The organism is Acidovorax sp. GW823-FHT02H02, assembly GCF_058797075.1.
Window position 1 is genome coordinate 348637 of record NZ_JBXAJH010000003.1, and the last position, 15867, is coordinate 364503.

A 15867-nucleotide genomic window follows, 5' to 3' on the forward strand; every position below is an offset into this window, starting at 1 on the left:
CATCCGATCCGGGTGGCATGCGGCATCCTGGAACGCAGAGATGAGCCTCGCACTCTGGCTGTATTCCGCCCTGACCTGGGCCGCCCAGCCGCTGCTGCGGCGCAAACTGCGGCGCCGCGCCGTCGCCGAGCCCGGCTACGGCCACGCGGTGGGCGAGCGCTTTGGCCGTTATGCACGGCCTATCGACAGCCTGATTCCGCAAAGCAGCACCGACCCGCTGGGCCGCTTTGTGTGGATCCACGCCGTATCGCTGGGCGAAACCCGGGCCGCCGCCATCTTGCTGGCGGAGCTGCGCCGGCAGCTGCCCGGCATGCGCCTGCTGCTCACCCACGGCACCGCCACGGGCCGGGCCGAGGGTGAGAAACTGCTGTTACCGGGCGATGTGCAGGTATGGCAGCCTTGGGACACGCCGGGGGCAGTGCGCCGCTTCTTGCGCCAGTTCCGGCCTGCCATCGGCATCCTCATGGAAACCGAGGTCTGGCCCAACCTGGTGGCGGGCTGCCGGCAGCGTGGCATACCGCTGGTACTGGCCAATGCTCGCTTCAATGAAAAATCCCTGCGCAAGTCGCTGCGGCTGGCGGCGCTGGCCCGCCCGGCCTATGGCGGCTTGGCGGCCGTCTGGGCCCAGACCGATGCCGATGCCGAGCGCCTGCAATCCATCGGCGCGCCGGTGCAGGGTGTGTTTGGCAACCTCAAGTTCGACGTGGTGCCCGATGCCGGGCAACGGGCAAGGGGGCGTGCATGGCGCGCAGGCAGTGCCCGGCCCGTGGTCATGCTGGCCAGCAGCCGCGACGGTGAAGAATCGATGTGGCTGGCTGCCTTGAAGCAAAAAAGCACTCCAGCGGTTGAGAAAAAAGCGCAAGCAGCTATCAATAGTGAAGCAAATTCGACGGATAAAACGGTGCAGTGGCTGGTAGTGCCGCGCCACCCCCAGCGCTTTGCCGAAGTGCGGCAGCTGCTGTGCAGCGCCGGCCTGACCGTATCGAGCCGCCGCCAGTGGGCCGACGGCCCAGAGCCCGCCGATGTCTGGCTGGGCGACTCCCTGGGCGAAATGGTGCTGTATTACAGCCTGGCCGATGTGGCCTTGCTCGGCGGCAGCTTTGCGCCGCTGGGCGGGCAGAACCTGATCGAGGCCATTGCCTGCGGCTGCCCCGTGGTGGTGGGGCCACACACCTTCAACTTTGCCGAGGCAGCCACGCTGGCCTGTGAACAGGGCGTGGCGCACCGCGTGGAAGATATCGGGCAGGGGGTGGCGCTGGCCTGTGACCTGGCCACCGACGCCCCCCGGCTGGCCGTCGCCCGCGACGTGGCCCAGGAATTCATGCAGCAGCATCGCGGCGCAGCGCGGCTGACCGCCGCCGCCATCGCGGCCCTGCTGGGCCTTGCTGCGGCGCCATGAAACGGCACGCAGCGGGGGCACAAAATGCCGGGCCAGCACCTGTGTTTCAGGCCCGTGCCTGCCGGAAATGTCACCTTGCGTACTCGGCTTTGTGCCGACACGCCCGCAGCTGTGCCACAGTTCCTCCCACCGCTGGCTGATCATTGATGGGCGGCCCGACGCCGCTGCAAGACCCATGGACAAACACTACCTCACGCCGCTTTTTGCACCCGCTTCCATTGCCATACTGGCGGGCAAGGCCGACGAACCCGAAAATCTCACCTCGTATGCGCAAGCGCTGCATCCGGCCCTGCGCGCGCAGCGCTTTGCCGGCAGCCTGCAGTTTGTCGATACCCACACCAGCGGCACGCTGGCCGACCTGGCGCAAAGAAAGGCCGATCTGGCCATCGTCGCGCTGCCGCCCGCCGAAGTGCCGGCTGCGCTGGAAGTGGCGGGGCGCATCGGCTGCCGCGCGGCGCTGGTGCTGTCGAGCGGCATGGATGCGGACCAGGCCGCCCGCCTCAAGAAAATTGCGCGCCGCGAGGGCTTGTACCTGCTGGGCCCCAATTCGCTCGGGTTCCAGCGGCCGCACCTGCAGCTCAATGCCAGCGCGGCCGGCCCGCTGGCGCGCGATGGCTCGCTGGCGCTGGTGTGCCAGTCGGGCGCGCTCACGGCGTCGATCCTGGACTGGGCCCGCAACAACGCCGTGGGGTTCTCGACCGTGGTGTCGCTGGGGCCGAACACCGACGTGGACATTGCCCAGGTGCTCGACTTTCTGGCCCACGATGCGCGCACGCAGAGCATCGTCGTCTACATGGAAGGCATCTCCAATGCCCGCCGTTTCATGAGCGCGCTGCGCTCGGCCGCCAATGCCAAGCCGGTGGTGGTGCTCAAGGCCGGGCGCAAGCCGGCGGGCAATGAGGCCGCCCAGACGCACAGCGGCACCATCGTGGGCAGCGACGATGTGTTCGACGCCGCCTTGCGCCGCGCCGGCGCGGTGCGCGTGCGCTCGTTCGTCGAGCTGTTCTCGGCGGCCAAGTGCCTGGCTTCGCGCTATCGGCCGGTGGGCAAGCGCCTGGCCATCGTCACCAACGGCGGCGGGCCCGGCGTGCTGGCGGCCGACTGGGTCAATGAGATCCTGCTGAGCCTGGGCAAGCTGTCACCCGAAACGGCGCGTGCGCTGGCGCCCCGGTTGCCGCCCCTGGCGTCGCTGTCGGATCTGATCGACCTGTCGGAAGACGCCGGCGCCGAGCACTATCGCCTGGCCATCGAGGCTGCCTGCCAGGACCGGCAGGTGGATGGCGTGCTGGCCATCCATTCCCCCAAGGCTGGCTCGGACGCCAGTGCGGTAGCCACCGCACTGGCCGAGGTCAAGCGCAGCATGAGCAAGCCGCTGCTGGCCTGCTGGATGGGCGACACCTCGGTGGTGCCGGCGCGCGCCATCTTGCTGGAGGCCGCCATCCCGAGCTTTCGCACGCCCGAGGCCGCCGTGGGGGCCTTTGGCAACATCGCCTCGTTCTACCAGAACCAGCAACTGCTGCAGCAGACACCGCCACCGCTGTCCACGCTGGCCAAGCCCGACATCGAGGGCGCGCGCCTGGTCATCGAAAGCGTGCTGGCCGAGCGGCGCAAGGTGCTGACCGAGATGGAGTCCAAGACGCTGCTGGCGGCATTCCACATTCCTGTGACCAAGACCATCCTGGCACGCAGCGCGCACGAAGCCATGATGATCGCCACGCAGATGGGCTTTCCGGTGGCGCTGAAGATCGACTCGCCCGACATCAGCCACAAATCCGACGTGGGCGGCGTGGCCCTCAATATCCACAGTGGCACCGCGGCCCGCGATGCCTACACCGACATGGTGCAGCGCGTGGCACACCTGCAGCCGCAGGCGCGCATCAACGGGGTGACGGTGCAGAACATGGCTGGCGCCCGGCGCGGGCGGGAGATCTGCATCGGCCTGGTTACCGACGACCCGTTTGGCCCGGTGATCACGTTTGGTGCGGGCGGCACCATGATCGAACTGATCGACGACCGCGCCATGGAGCTGCCCCCGCTCAACCAGTTCCTGGCACGCCGGCTGATCGAGCGCTCGCGTGTAGCCGAAACGCTGGGCGAGTGGCGCGGCGCCAGCGCGGTGGACCATGACGCGCTGGAGCAGGTGCTGCTGCGCGTGTCGGAAATGGTGTGTGCCTTGCCCCAGCTGCGCGAGATGGACATCAACCCGCTCATCGTGGACGCGCAGGGCGTCGTGGCGGTGGATGCGCGCATTGCCATCGACCACGCGGCCAACACCTCGGGCGGGCGGGCCGACAGCTTCAGCCACCTGGCCATCCTGCCGTATCCCGCACGCTACGAACAGCTGTGGCCGATGCGCGGAGGCGGTGAATACCTGGTGCGCCCCATCCACCCCGACGATGCGCAGATGCTGCAGCAACTGGTGCAGAACCTGTCGCCCGAAAGCCGGTATTTCCGTTTCATCTCGTCGATGGTGGAACTGCCGGCCTCGATGCTGGCACGCTTCACCCTGATCGACTATGACCGCGAAATGGCGCTGGTGGCCGTATTCCGCGAACGCACGGTGGGCGACGACGGCGACAGTACCGAAACCGAACGCATCGTGGGGGTGTCGCGCTACGTCACCAATCCTGACCAGTCGAGCTGCGAATTTGCCCTGGTGGTGGCCGACGACTTCAATGGCAAGGGTCTGGGTTCGCGCCTGATGCTGAGCATCATGGATGTGGCGCGCGACAAGGGCCTGGCCGAGATGGAAGGCCTGGTGCTGGCCAACAACCCCGGCATGCTCAAACTCATGCGCAGCCTGGGCTTTGTGGTCAAGCCCTATTCAGACGACGCGGATTTCAGGCTGGTCACCCACACCTTGTAGGCACTCGCCCCTTGTTTTCAGGCAGGGGCGGTGTGGAGGCTACGGCTGCTGCAGCAAGCGGTTGATGGCGGCCACGTCGTCTTCCGACAGCGTGCCGGCCGCCTGGCGCAGCTTGAGGGTGCCCAGCAGCACGTTGTAGCGCGCCTGCGCCAGGTCGCGCTTGGTCTGGTAGAGCTGGCTTTGGGCATTGAGCACATCGATGTTGATGCGCACGCCCACCTGGTAGCCGAGCTTGTTGGCGTCGAGCGCGCTCTGGCTGGAGGCTTCGGCCGCTTCCAGGGCCTGCACCTGGCCCTGGCCGGACTGCACGCCAAAGAAGGCGGCGCGGGTGGCCTGCGCCACGTTGCGGCGCGCGGTTTCGAGGTCGGCCGCGGCCTTTTCTTCGAGGGCCAGCGTTTCCTTGATGCGGTTCTGCACGGCAAAACCGGCAAAAAGCGGCAGGTTCAGGGCCACGCCCACGCTGGCATTGTTGGTGCGGCTGTTCGTCCCCGGCATGATGACAGTCCCGTTGGGATTACGCGTGATGTTGTAGCCGGCCTGCAGATCCACCGTGGGCAGATGCCCGGTGCCGGCCTTCTGGGTCTCCAGGCGTGCGATGTCCAGGGCGATCTGGGCCTGGCGCACGCCCGGCTGCTGCTCCTGCGCCGTCTGCACCCATTGCGCCACGTTGTCGGGCTGCACGGTGGGCAGCGGCACCGGCTGGACCAGGGGCAGAGGCTGGGTGCCGGTCACCCCCACCAGCTGGTCCAGTGCCAGCTTCTTCACGCGCAGGTCGTTCCCGGCGGCAATTTCCTGAGCGATGACCAGGTCGTAGCGGGCCTGGGCCTCGCGCGAGTCGGTCACGGTGGAGGTTCCCACCTCGAAGTTGCGCTTGGCGGAAGCCAGCTGCTCGGAGACGGCCGTTTTTTGCGCCTGCACGAAGGTGAGTGTGTCCTGGGCCGCGAGCACATCAAAGTAGGCTTGGCTGACGCGCACCAGCAGATCCTGGGTGGCGGCGTCCAGCTGCGCAAGGGCCACATCGACGCCGCGCTGGCCCTGCTGGAAGTTGATGCGGTTGGCCGGCCGGTAGAGCGGCTGCGAGGCGTTGACCCCCATATTCTGTGTGGTGGCATTGAGATCTACCTTGGGGCGGCTGACTTCCGTGTTGGCGCGTGACACACCAGCGGACAGTCCCGCGCTGGGCAGCAAGCCGGCGCGGGCCTGCTCCGCGCGGCTGGAGGCTGCATCCAGCTGAAGCCTGGCGGCCTGCCACACCGTGTCGTAACCGCGCGCTGCGTCCACCAGCTGCGACAAGCTCTGTGCCTGCGCCGGCGTGCCCAGGGTAGCGGTGATTGCCAATGTCAGGGGAAGTAGCCGAAGCAGGTTCATGGAGGTCCTTCAGGTCGTGCTGGGCGCAAGAGGTGGCGTGAACAAGGTGGGCCAATGTGTTTCAGTACCGCGGCACGCTGTTGTCGTGTTCACGGGACCAGGCATCGATACCGCCCGTGATGTTGGCCAGCGTTCCAAAACCCTGCTGCGCCAGGAAAGCCGCCACGCGCAGGCTGCGGGCACCGTGGTGGCACAGGCACGCCAGGGGGCGGGAAGGGTCCAGCTCGGCCAGCCGGCCAGGCAGCTGCCCCATGGGAATCGCCACCAGTTCAAACCCGTCCGTGCGCACGCTGGCGGTTTGCAATTCCCAGGGCTCGCGCACGTCCAGCACCAGCGGCTGGCCCACGGCAGAGGCCTGCGCAAACCAGGCGGACAGTTGCGCAGGGCGGACATGGTCGATCATCCAGAACTCCTCGCCGTCAGATCAGAAGGAAAAGTCCGACGGTTCGGCAAAGCCCACCAGGCGCGGCGCGACGGTGTCCCAGGGCTGGGTGGTGTCGAAACGCTCGCCCGTGCGGCGCACCAGCGTGAAGCGCATGACGGGCTCCTGGCCCACGATGGCGGCCAGGCGGCCACCTTCGCGCAGCATCGACAGCAGGTTCTGCGGAATGCTGGCCACGGAGCCACTGAGCACGATCACGTCGAACGGGCCTTCGGGCACGGCATCGCGGGAGCCGTCCGACACGCGCACATGGGCATTGGCGATGCCGGCGCGCTGAAGATTGTCTTGCGCCATCTCGGCCAGCGCGGGCACGATTTCGAGCGAGACCACGCTCTCGGCACGCTGGGCCAGCAGCGCGGCCATGTAGCCCGAACCGGCGCCGATTTCCAGCACGCGGTCGGTGGGCAAGATTCTCAGGTCTTGCAGCATGCGTGCTTCCAGGCGCGGCTGCAGCATGCTGTGGCCCAGGCGAACGGCTTCCTTGGCGTCGTTGCCCAGCAAGGGGATTTCGATGTCCATGAAGGCCATGCTGCGGCAGGCCGGGGGCACGAAGTCTTCGCGGCGTACCACCGACAGCAGCTCCAGCACGTCGGCATCGAGCACGTTCCAGGGGCGGATCTGCTGCTCGATCATGTTGTAGCGGGCCTGTTCAACGGGATCGCTGATGTTGGCAGACGTGTTCAGAGGCATGTTCATGGAATCTCTCCAGGGGAAGACGGGTCAGGACAAACCCTTGATTTTAGGGGCCACGGGCGCAGGCTGGCCACGGCCCAGGCGGGCAAGTGCCCAGCGGGCCAGATCGTCCATGTAGCAGTACACCACCGGCACCACCACCAGCGTCAGCAGCGAGGAGGTGATCACGCCGCCAATCACGGCCTGGCCCATGGGCGCGCGCTGCTCCGAGCCCTCGGACAGCGCAAACGCCAGCGGCACCATGCCAAAAATCATGGCCAGCGTGGTCATCAAAATGGGGCGCAGCCGCACGCGGGCGGCCAGCAGCAGGGCCTCGGCGCGCGGCAGGCCGGGCACGGTGTGGCCGGCATCGTCGATATGTTCCGCGCGGGCACGGATGGCAAAGTCCACCAGCAAGATGGCATTCTTGGTGACCAGGCCCATCAGCATCACCACCCCGATGATGGAGAACATCGACAGCGTGGAGCGGAACATCAGCAGCGCCAGCACCACGCCGATCAGCGTGAGCGGCAGCGAGGTCATCAGCGCCAGCGGCTGCAGGAAGCTCTTGAACTGGCTGGCCAGGATCATGTAGATGAACACGATGGCCAGCACCAGCGCCGAGATGGCGTAACCGAACGACTCCGCCATGTTCTTGGTGGAGCCGCCAAACTGGTAGCGGTAGCCGGGGGGGAAGGCCACGCTGTCGAGTGCTTTCTTGATGTCATTCGACACCTCGCCCGCCGATCGGTCGGCCACGTTGGCCGTCACGGCCACCTCGCGCGTGAGGTCGCGCCGGTTGATCTGGTTGGCGCCGGTGGATTCGGTCACGCGGGCCACCTGGTTCAGGCGCACGATGCGCGTGCCGCCGTCGGCGGCTGCCAGCGCAAAGGGCAGGCGTTCCAGGTCCTGCGGCGTGGTGCGGGCCTCGGGGGCCAGGCGCACATTCACGTCGTAGGTCTGGTCGTCGGGCGCGCGCCAGTTGCCCACCGTGGTACCCGCCACCAGCGTGCGCAGCGAGGCGGCCAGCTGCGCCACCGACACCCCCAGGTCCGACGCCGCATCGCGCTGCAGATCGAGCGCGATCACGGGTTTGTCGGGCTTGGCGCTGGTGTCGAGGTCCACCAGGCCCGGAATGCCGTGGATCTTGTCGGAAACCGTTTTCGTCAGGCGCTCCAGTTCCTGCAGATCCGGCCCCTGCAGCGAAAACTCCACCTGTTTTTGGCCACCCACCGGGTCGAGCAGGCCCACATGGGTGACGGTGATGCCGGGCACTTGCTGAAGGCGCTCGCGCAGCACGCCCGACATGGCGTCCACACTCCGGCTGCGGTCCTTGCGGTCCACCAGGCGCACGTAGATGCTGGCGTACATCTTGCCCTGCGCAGTGCCGGTGTTGAGGGTGGACAGCGTGTAGCGCACCTCGGGAAACTCGCGCAGGATGCCCTCCACCTGGCGCGCCTTGGCCTCGGTGGCTTCGAGCGACGAGCCCACGGGTGTGTAGAAATTGACGGTGGTTTCCGAAAAATCGGCCTTGGGAACAAACTCGGTGCCCAGCAACGGCACCATGAAGACACTCAGCACAAAAATGGCCAGCGCGATGCCCAGGGTGGCGAGCTTGTGCACCAGCGACCAGCGCAGAATGCCCTGGTAGGCTTCGGCCAGGGCATCGGTGGCGCGGTCGAACCAGCCCGTCACGCGGCCGATGGTCCTGTCGTAGAACGTGACCGGCTCGGTACGCTGCCCATGCGCATGGATGCTGGGGTCATGCCAGATGCTCGACAGCATCGGGTCGAGCGTGAAGCTGACAAACATCGAGATCAGCACCGCCGCCACGATGGTGATGCCGAACTCATGGAAGAACTTGCCGATGATGCCGCCCATGAACCCGATGGGCAGGAACACGGCCACGATGGACAGCGTGGTGGCCAGCACGGCCAGGCCAATTTCCTGCGTTCCATCCATGGCCGCCTGGTAGGCGTTTTTGCCCATCTGCACGTGGCGCACGATGTTCTCGCGCACCACGATGGCATCGTCGATCAAGAGGCCCACGCACAGCGACAGCGCCATCAGCGTGATCATGTTGATGGTGAAGCCGAACAGGTTCATGAACAAAAATGTGCCGATCAGCGCAATCGGCAGCGTGAGGCCCGTGATGACAGTGGAACGCCATGAGTTCAGAAACAGAAACACGATCAGCACCGTGAGCAGGGCGCCCTCGATCAGCGTCTGGCGCACGTTGTTCACGGCCACGCGAATCGGTCGGGCGCTGTCGCCGATGGTTGCCAGGCGCACACCAGGCGGCAGCTGGCGCTGGAGTTCGGCCACGGCGGCATTCAGGCCGTCCACCACCTCGATGGTGTTTTCGCCCTGTGATTTCTGCACCGACAGCAGCAGTGTGCGCTGGCCGTTGTACAGCGCCAGGCTTTCAACTTCCTGCGCGCCATCGTTGACGCGGGCCACCTGCTCCACCCGCACGGGGGCACCATTTTTACGGGCCACGATGATGCGGCCAAAGTCTTCGGGGCGCTGCATGCGCGCGTCGATCTGCACCACGCGCTCCTGGGCGAGGGACCGGATGGCGCCCACGGGCAAATCCTGGTTCTCGTTGCGCACGGCAGCCACCACCTGGTCGGGGGTCACGCCAAAGGCTTCGAGCGCCTGCGGGTTCAGGTAGATGTTGATCTCGCGCCGGGTCGCGCCCACCAGGTTCACGGCGCCCACGCCACGCACGTTTTCCAGCCGTTTCTTCAGGATCTGCTCGGCCCAGGTGGTCAGCTCCACGGCGCTTCGCTCCGTGCCCCCGGCCTGGTCGTCGGGCAGCACGGCCAGCGACCACACGGCACGGCTGGCGGGGTCAAAGCGCAGCACGCACGGCTCTTTCACCTCGGTGCGCAGGGTGGGGCGGACAATGGCCACCTTCTCGCGCACGTCTTCGGCCGCCTTGCGGCCATCGATGTGCAGCTGAAACTCGATGATGACGACCGCCGTGCCCTCGTAGCTGCGCGAGGTGAGGGCGTTGATGCCGGCAATCGAGTTGACGCCTTCCTCGATCTTCTTGGTGACCTCGCTCTCGACGATTTCTGGCGAAGCGCCGGGGTAGTCCACCGTGACCACCACCACCGGAAAGTCGATGTCGGGAAACTGATCGACCTTGAGGCGCTGGTAGGAAAACAGGCCCAGCACCACGATGGCGAGCATCACCATGGTGGCGAACACCGGGTTTTTCAGGCTGACCTGGGTGAACCACATGGCTGCTTACGGTGCGGCGCGCGATGCAGAGGCTGCGGCCGGGGTGGCGGTCGTGCTGTACCGGTTGTCGTGGATGCGCACAGGCGTGCCCTCGCGCAGCGAGCCCATGCGCCCGGCCACCACCGCCGTGCCCTCGGGCACGCCCTCGACCGCCACCAGCGTTTCGCCTCCCACCACGGCACGCTGGCCGGTCTTGACCGGCAGATACGCCACACGGCCGCTTTGCACCGCCTGCACGTAGGGCGCCGGTTTGTCGGTGCGCACGGCGTCCAGCGGCAGTGCCAGCACATCGGCATGCCCTGTGTCGAGCGCGCCCTGCACAAACAGCCCCTGGCGCAGCACCGGTATCGCCGCGCCCTGCTCGATGACCAGGTACACCGGCACGGTGCGGCTGCCGGCCTGGGCGCTGGGGTTGATGCGGACCACAGAGGCCACGATGGGGCTGGCCACGCCCTCGATCCGCAGGCGGGCCTTTTGTCCCACGCGCACGGCCCATGAGTCGGTCGGGCTCAGCAGGGCTTCGAGTTCCAGCCGCGACAGGTCCACCACCTCGACGATGCGGGCATCCACCCCCACGCGCTCGCCGGGCTGCGCCAGCCGCTGCGACACCTGGCCCGTCAAAGGGCTGCGCAGCACGGTGTCGTCCAGCGCCTTGCGCGCTACATCGGCAGCAGCCAGGGCCGCCTGGTAGGTCGATTGCGCGGCCTCCAGGCTGGCCTGCGAAGTGACCAGCGCCGTGGCAGAAATGAAGCCCTGGTCCACCAGCGCGCGGTTGTTGGTGAACTGGCGCTGGCTGATATCCACCTGCGCTTTGGCGGCATCGGCCTGCTGCTGGGCCTGGCGCAGACGGGCCCGCGCCTCGGTGGGGTCGATGCGGGCGATTTCCTGCCCGGCGCGCACGCTGTCGCCCTCGCGCAGGGTCAGGCCCTGCAGCTCGCCCGCCGCGCGGGCCCTGACCATGGCAGACTCCACGGCGCGCAGCGCGCCCGACACCGGCACCGCCAGGGCAAGGCTTTGGCGCTGCACGGTGACCAGCTCGCCCGGCGCCAGGTCCAGCATGGCTTCCTTGCCCTGCACGCTGGCTTCGGCCAAGGCCTTTTGCTGCGCCTGCCGCGCGGCCAGTGCGCGCCAGATGCCGCCGCCCACCAGCACAACGATGGTGGCAACAGCCATCCAGACAATCCAGCGTTTCATGGCGATCGGGTCGTTGAAGGACCGGAGGAGGGCGCAGCCGCGCACAGGCCGTGCAGGATGTTGTCGGCCTGCATGGCCAGGTATTTTTCGGGGTCCAGGTCCTGGGCATCCGGTACGCAGGCGCCCATGGAGTGCTTCCACAGCATCAGAAAGATCATCGGGGCCAGCACCAAGTACACCGCGTAGTCCATGTCGAGCGGCCGGAATTCTTTGCGGTCCACACCCCGCTGCAGGATGCGTCGGATCAGCGCCTGGCCCGGGTCCATCACCTCGCGCTGGTAGAACTGGGTGATTTCAGGAAAATGGTGGGCTTCGCTCAGCATGAGCTTGGTGATGCCCGAGGTCTTGGTGCTGCCGATGCGCTCCCACCACACCTGGTAGCAGTAGCGCAGCAGGTCGTCGGTGCTGCCCTCGAAGGCGTCGAGCTCCAGCGTCCATTCGGCAAAACGGCCCGCGATGTTTTCGCGCACCACGGCCTTGAACAGCTCTTCCTTGCTGGGAAAGTAAAGAAACAGCGTGCCCTTGGACACCCCCGCACGCGCCGCCACCTCATCCACCCGGGTGGCTGCAAAGCCTTTTTCGACAAACAGATCCAGCGCGGCCTCGATGAGTTCGCCGGGGCGCGCCTGCTTGCGCCGTTCGCGTTTGGCCACCGTGCCGGGAAGGGGGGAAGATTCGGACTGCATCTGTTAATGACTGACTGGTTAGTAATATAGCCAGCGCCCGCAGCGGCGTCAATTCATAATGCGGCGCTGCACATCCACTGAGCAAGGAAACTTCCATGAGACAGCAAACCATCACGCTCGGCGGCGGTTGTTTTTGGTGCACCGAAGCGGTTTTTGTCCGCGTGCGCGGCATCACCGACGTGGAAAGCGGCTACACCAACGGCCACACCCACCACCCCAGCTACGAGCAGATCTGCCAGGGTGACACCGGCCACGCCGAGGTGGTGCGCCTGACGTTTGATGCCGACGCCATCAGCCTGCAGGAAATCCTGGAAATCTTCTTCCACACCCACGACCCCACCACCCTCAACCGCCAGGGCAACGATGTGGGCACGCAATACCGCAGCGGCATCTATTACGACCACCCCGAGCACGGCGAGGTGGCCAACGACATGATCCGCCAGATGTCGCAAGACAAGCTGTTTGGCGCGCCCATCACCACCGAGGTGCAACCGCTGACCAACTACAGCGCGGCCGAGGCCTACCACCAGGACTACTTTGCCAACCATCCGAACGCTGGTTATTGCGCCTTCGTGGTGGGCCCGAAGGTGGAGAAGTTTCGCAAGACGTTTGCACGGTATCTGAAGCCCGACTGAATCGGCGGCAAAGATCTGAATAAAATCGGGCGCTAGCACTCGATCCGCATACGCCAGCAGCTATAAAAGTGATACCAAAGTGAGTCTGCCAGCAGCCCCCCCAGCCCTTTCAGCCCTGCAGGCCACGGCCCGCCGGGCGGGTGTGCGCGGGCGCTGGCTGCAGCAGCTCTCGGCCCGGGCTGCGCTGGTTTGGCTGTTGCTGGCATTGGTCATTGCGCCCACCGTGGGCCGCCTGCACGAGGTGGCCCATGGCGGGCGCAGCAACACGGTGCACGCTGGGCCTGCCCCGCAGGCGGCGGCACACCATGGCGGCGTGGCCGGAGCACATGCGGCAGACACCGGCACAGGCCTGCTGCAGGCACTTTGGGGCGACCATGCCGCGCCCGACTGCCTTTTGCTCGACCAGTTGGCCCTGGGCGATGCCTTGCACAGCGCCCCCATGGCGCTGCCAGCTGTGGTGCCCGTGCAGGCGCGGCTGGCCTACCACCCCGAACCCGTCCTCCTGCGGTGGTTCACGCCATTCCAGGCTCGCGGCCCCCCGGTGGCCTGACTCCCGCAGCCACTGCGCCGCAGCACGCGCTGCCGACCCCTGATTTCATAGCTGCTAGCGCTTGATGACCAAGCGCTACAGCCGCTTTTTATTCCGTTTTCATGCCACAGCGCATGAAACCGTGCCCCTGCGCCAGGACCTGGCTGCGCCGGTGCGCGCCCCTTTTTTCAGAAACACCATGAACATCCTTGCACCCGCACACAGCAGCCGCAGCCATCCGGTCCTGCACCCCGTTGCACTGGCCGCCATCCTCACGCTGTCGGGCACCAGCCTGGCCCATGCGCAGGCCGCGCCACCCACCGAAGCGCCCGGCCTGCCCCCCGTCACCGTTTCTGCCAGCGGCCTGCAACTGGGCGCCAGCGACATGACCACGCCCGCCACCGTGCTGGAGGGCGACGATCTCGTGCGCCGCCGCGAGGCCACCTTGGGCGAAACGCTCAGCAGCGAGCCTGGCATCACCAGCAGCCACTTTGGCGCCGGTGCCAGCCGCCCCATCATTCGCGGCATGGACGGCCCGCGCGTCAAGCTGCTGAGCGACGGCGCCGAACTGCACGACGCCTCCACCATCAGCCCCGACCACGCCGTGGTGTCCGAGCCCCTGCTGGCCACGCAGATCGAAGTGCTGCGCGGCCCCTCGGCCCTGGTCCATGGCAACGGCGCCGTGGGCGGTGTGGTCAATGTGCTGGATGGCAAGGTTCCCACCGCCATCCCGCAAAAGGGCGTGGAAGGCAGCGCCGAGCTACGCGCCAACACCGGCGCGGGCGAGGGGGCAGGGGCCTTCTCGCTCACCGGCGGCGCAGGCAACCTGGCCGTGCACGTCGAAGGCGTGGCGCGCGACGCGGGCGACTACCGCGCAGGCAAGGGCTGGGCGGGTGGCAACAAGGTGCCAGGCAGCTTCAACCGCACCGACACCGGCAGCGTGGGCCTGTCGTGGATAGGCGAGCGCGGCTACCTGGGCGCCGCCTACACCCGCCAGACGGCCAAATACGGCCTGCCAGGCCACAAGCACAGCTTTGACGGCTGCCATGCCGATGGCGACCACCTGCACTGCGGCGCGCACGCAGGCGAAGAGGACGATGGCCACGACCATGGCGCCGAAGCGCCTGGCGCCGTGCCCGTGGTCGACCTGCGCAGCGAGCGCCTCGATATCCGGGGCGAGCTGCGCAACCCGTTCGCCGGCTTCTCGGCACTGCGGCTGCGGGCGGGCGTTACCGACTACAAGCACGACGAGATCGAGGACGGCGCCATCGGCACCACCTTCAAAAACAAGGCCTATGACACCCGCATCGAGCTGCAGCACGCACCCGTGGCCGGGTTCAAGGGCGTGGTCGGCCTGCAGACCTCGCAACGCAAGTTCAGCGCAGACGGCGAAGAAGCCTATGTCGAACCCACCATCACCCGCAAGCTGGGCTTCTTCGCGCTGGAGGAAGTCCGCCTGGGCGACTGGCGCCTGGAAGCCGCCCTGCGCCACGACCGCCAGACGGCCGAAGCCCAGACCAGTGGCATCGAGCGCAGCCACAACGGCACGTCGGCGTCGCTGGGTGCGGTGTGGAAGTTCACGCCCGGCTACCAGGTGGGCACCTCGTTCACCCGTGCCAACCGCGCCCCCACCGCCGAAGAGCTGTACGCCCAAGGCCTGCACATGGCCACCAGCACCTACGAGCGCGGCAACGCCGATCTGAAGTCCGAGATCTCGCAAAACATCGACCTCAGCCTGAAGAAGACCAGCGGCAACACCACCTTTGGCGTCAGCATCTTCAGGAACCGCATCAGCAACTACATCTACGGCCGCACAATCGACGAGGTAGATGGCCTGCAACTGCTGCAATACAGCCAGCAGGATGCCACCTTCACCGGCATCGAAGGCCAGGTGCGCCAGCGCCTGAACCGCCATCTGGGCATCACCCTGTTTGGCGACACCGTGCGCGCAAAACTCGACGGCGGCAGCCTGCTGCCCCGCATCCCCGCCACCCGCGCCGGTGTGCGGCTCGATGCCCACTGGCAGCAATGGGAAGGCCAGGTCGAATGGCTGCAGGTGGCCCGCCAGAACCGCGTGGCCGAGTTTGAAACCGCCACGCCCGGCTACGGCATGCTGAACCTGGGCGTGAGCTACAGCAGCCAGCTGAGCAGCGGCGCGCCGTGGCAGGTGTATCTGAAGGCGAACAACCTGACGGACCGGCTGGCGTATGCGCACACCTCGTTCATCAAGAATGCCGCGCCGTTGATGGGGCGGAATGTGACAGTGGGGGTGAAGGTGGCGTTTTGATGTTGCTGGCGTTTTGATGTGACCCAAGGCGACCGTGCTGACCGGGGGCGCCTTGCCCGTCCGGTCGCGTTCTTTGGGTCAGATCTTGGGGTTTGGATGACGCCCTGCGACCTGTTGCGGAAGTGCGCCGGAAACCATGGCTGAGCGCTAAGAGCCTGCCTTTCAGCCGCATTGGCCGAACTCACGCGGTCGGCCGCCAACCGAACAGTACAGCTCAGACCGTATTCTCAAATTCGATCAGCGGCATTGGTTTGCCATACAGATATCCCTGGTAGTGGATGCATCCCAGTTGTTCCAATAGCGCTCTTTGCGACCACTCCTCTACACCTTCCGCAATCACCTCCACACCCAGGTTCTGGCCCAGGGAGATGATGGTCCGAACGATGGACGCGTCATTGTGGTCACTCGCTAGGTTTCGCACGAAAGACTGATCAATCTTGAGTTGATCGATAGGCATGCGTCTGGAGCCTGTCAGAAAGTTTGTGTGTGAGGCATAGCATGTCAACAAGGAGCATGAATGCCACGCAAGACGAAGACCAC

12 protein-coding genes are annotated in these 15867 nt (G+C 66.5%); 5 read left to right on the forward strand and 7 right to left on the reverse strand.

Features of this window, described 5'->3' with window-relative positions:
- Window positions 1-40: 40 nt before the first annotated feature.
- Window positions 41-1399: a 3-deoxy-D-manno-octulosonic acid transferase gene (locus AC1RDS_RS05230; RefSeq protein ID WP_287877962.1), complete on the forward strand. Its 1359-nt coding sequence runs from the start codon at window positions 41-43 to the stop codon at window positions 1397-1399.
- Window positions 1400-1574: 175 nt separating this feature from the next.
- Complete coding sequence (locus AC1RDS_RS05235; RefSeq protein WP_348682629.1) at window positions 1575-4265, forward strand: bifunctional acetate--CoA ligase family protein/GNAT family N-acetyltransferase; 2691 nt, start codon at window positions 1575-1577, stop codon at window positions 4263-4265.
- A 39-nt stretch (window positions 4266-4304) separates the two neighbouring features.
- Here the strand turns inward: AC1RDS_RS05235 and AC1RDS_RS05240 are convergent, their stop codons facing one another.
- The 6 genes from AC1RDS_RS05240 to AC1RDS_RS05265 form a co-directional block, all read right to left on the reverse strand.
- Window positions 4305-5633 (reverse strand): TolC family outer membrane protein, encoded by a 1329-nt coding sequence (locus tag AC1RDS_RS05240; RefSeq protein ID WP_348682630.1) that lies wholly within the window; start codon window positions 5631-5633, stop codon window positions 4305-4307.
- Window positions 5634-5694: 61 nt separating this feature from the next.
- The gene (locus AC1RDS_RS05245; protein WP_348682632.1) at window positions 5695-6036 is read right to left on the reverse strand and encodes a rhodanese-like domain-containing protein; all 342 of its coding nucleotides are present in this window, start codon (window positions 6034-6036) and stop codon (window positions 5695-5697) included.
- A 21-nt stretch (window positions 6037-6057) separates the two neighbouring features.
- Window positions 6058-6771, reverse strand: a complete 714-nt coding sequence (locus AC1RDS_RS05250; RefSeq protein ID WP_348682634.1) for a protein-L-isoaspartate O-methyltransferase family protein — start codon at window positions 6769-6771, stop codon at window positions 6058-6060.
- A 24-nt stretch (window positions 6772-6795) separates the two neighbouring features.
- The gene (locus tag AC1RDS_RS05255) at window positions 6796-9996 is read right to left on the reverse strand and encodes an efflux RND transporter permease subunit (protein WP_348682636.1); all 3201 of its coding nucleotides are present in this window, start codon (window positions 9994-9996) and stop codon (window positions 6796-6798) included.
- Between the two features lie 6 nt (window positions 9997-10002).
- Entirely contained in the window at window positions 10003-11190 is a 1188-nt protein-coding gene (locus AC1RDS_RS05260) for an efflux RND transporter periplasmic adaptor subunit (protein ID WP_092698943.1), read from the reverse strand.
- Complete coding sequence (locus AC1RDS_RS05265) at window positions 11187-11876, reverse strand: TetR/AcrR family transcriptional regulator (RefSeq protein ID WP_092698945.1); 690 nt, start codon at window positions 11874-11876, stop codon at window positions 11187-11189. The genes AC1RDS_RS05260 and AC1RDS_RS05265 overlap by 4 nt, the downstream gene beginning before the upstream one ends.
- 95 nt (window positions 11877-11971) lie before the next feature.
- Here AC1RDS_RS05265 and msrA point away from each other — a divergent pair, with 95 nt between their 5' ends.
- From msrA to AC1RDS_RS05280, 3 genes are all read left to right on the forward strand, one after another.
- Complete coding sequence (msrA, locus tag AC1RDS_RS05270) at window positions 11972-12511, forward strand: peptide-methionine (S)-S-oxide reductase MsrA (RefSeq protein WP_348682638.1); 540 nt, start codon at window positions 11972-11974, stop codon at window positions 12509-12511.
- A gap of 79 nt (window positions 12512-12590) precedes the next feature.
- Window positions 12591-13061, forward strand: a complete 471-nt coding sequence (locus tag AC1RDS_RS05275; protein WP_139285371.1) for a hypothetical protein — start codon at window positions 12591-12593, stop codon at window positions 13059-13061.
- Between the two features lie 178 nt (window positions 13062-13239).
- The gene (locus tag AC1RDS_RS05280; protein ID WP_348682640.1) at window positions 13240-15327 is read left to right on the forward strand and encodes a TonB-dependent receptor domain-containing protein; all 2088 of its coding nucleotides are present in this window, start codon (window positions 13240-13242) and stop codon (window positions 15325-15327) included.
- A gap of 214 nt (window positions 15328-15541) precedes the next feature.
- Here the strand turns inward: AC1RDS_RS05280 and AC1RDS_RS05285 are convergent, their stop codons facing one another.
- Complete coding sequence (locus AC1RDS_RS05285) at window positions 15542-15784, reverse strand: EAL domain-containing protein (RefSeq protein WP_348682642.1); 243 nt, start codon at window positions 15782-15784, stop codon at window positions 15542-15544.
- Window positions 15785-15867: the final 83 nt, after the last annotated feature.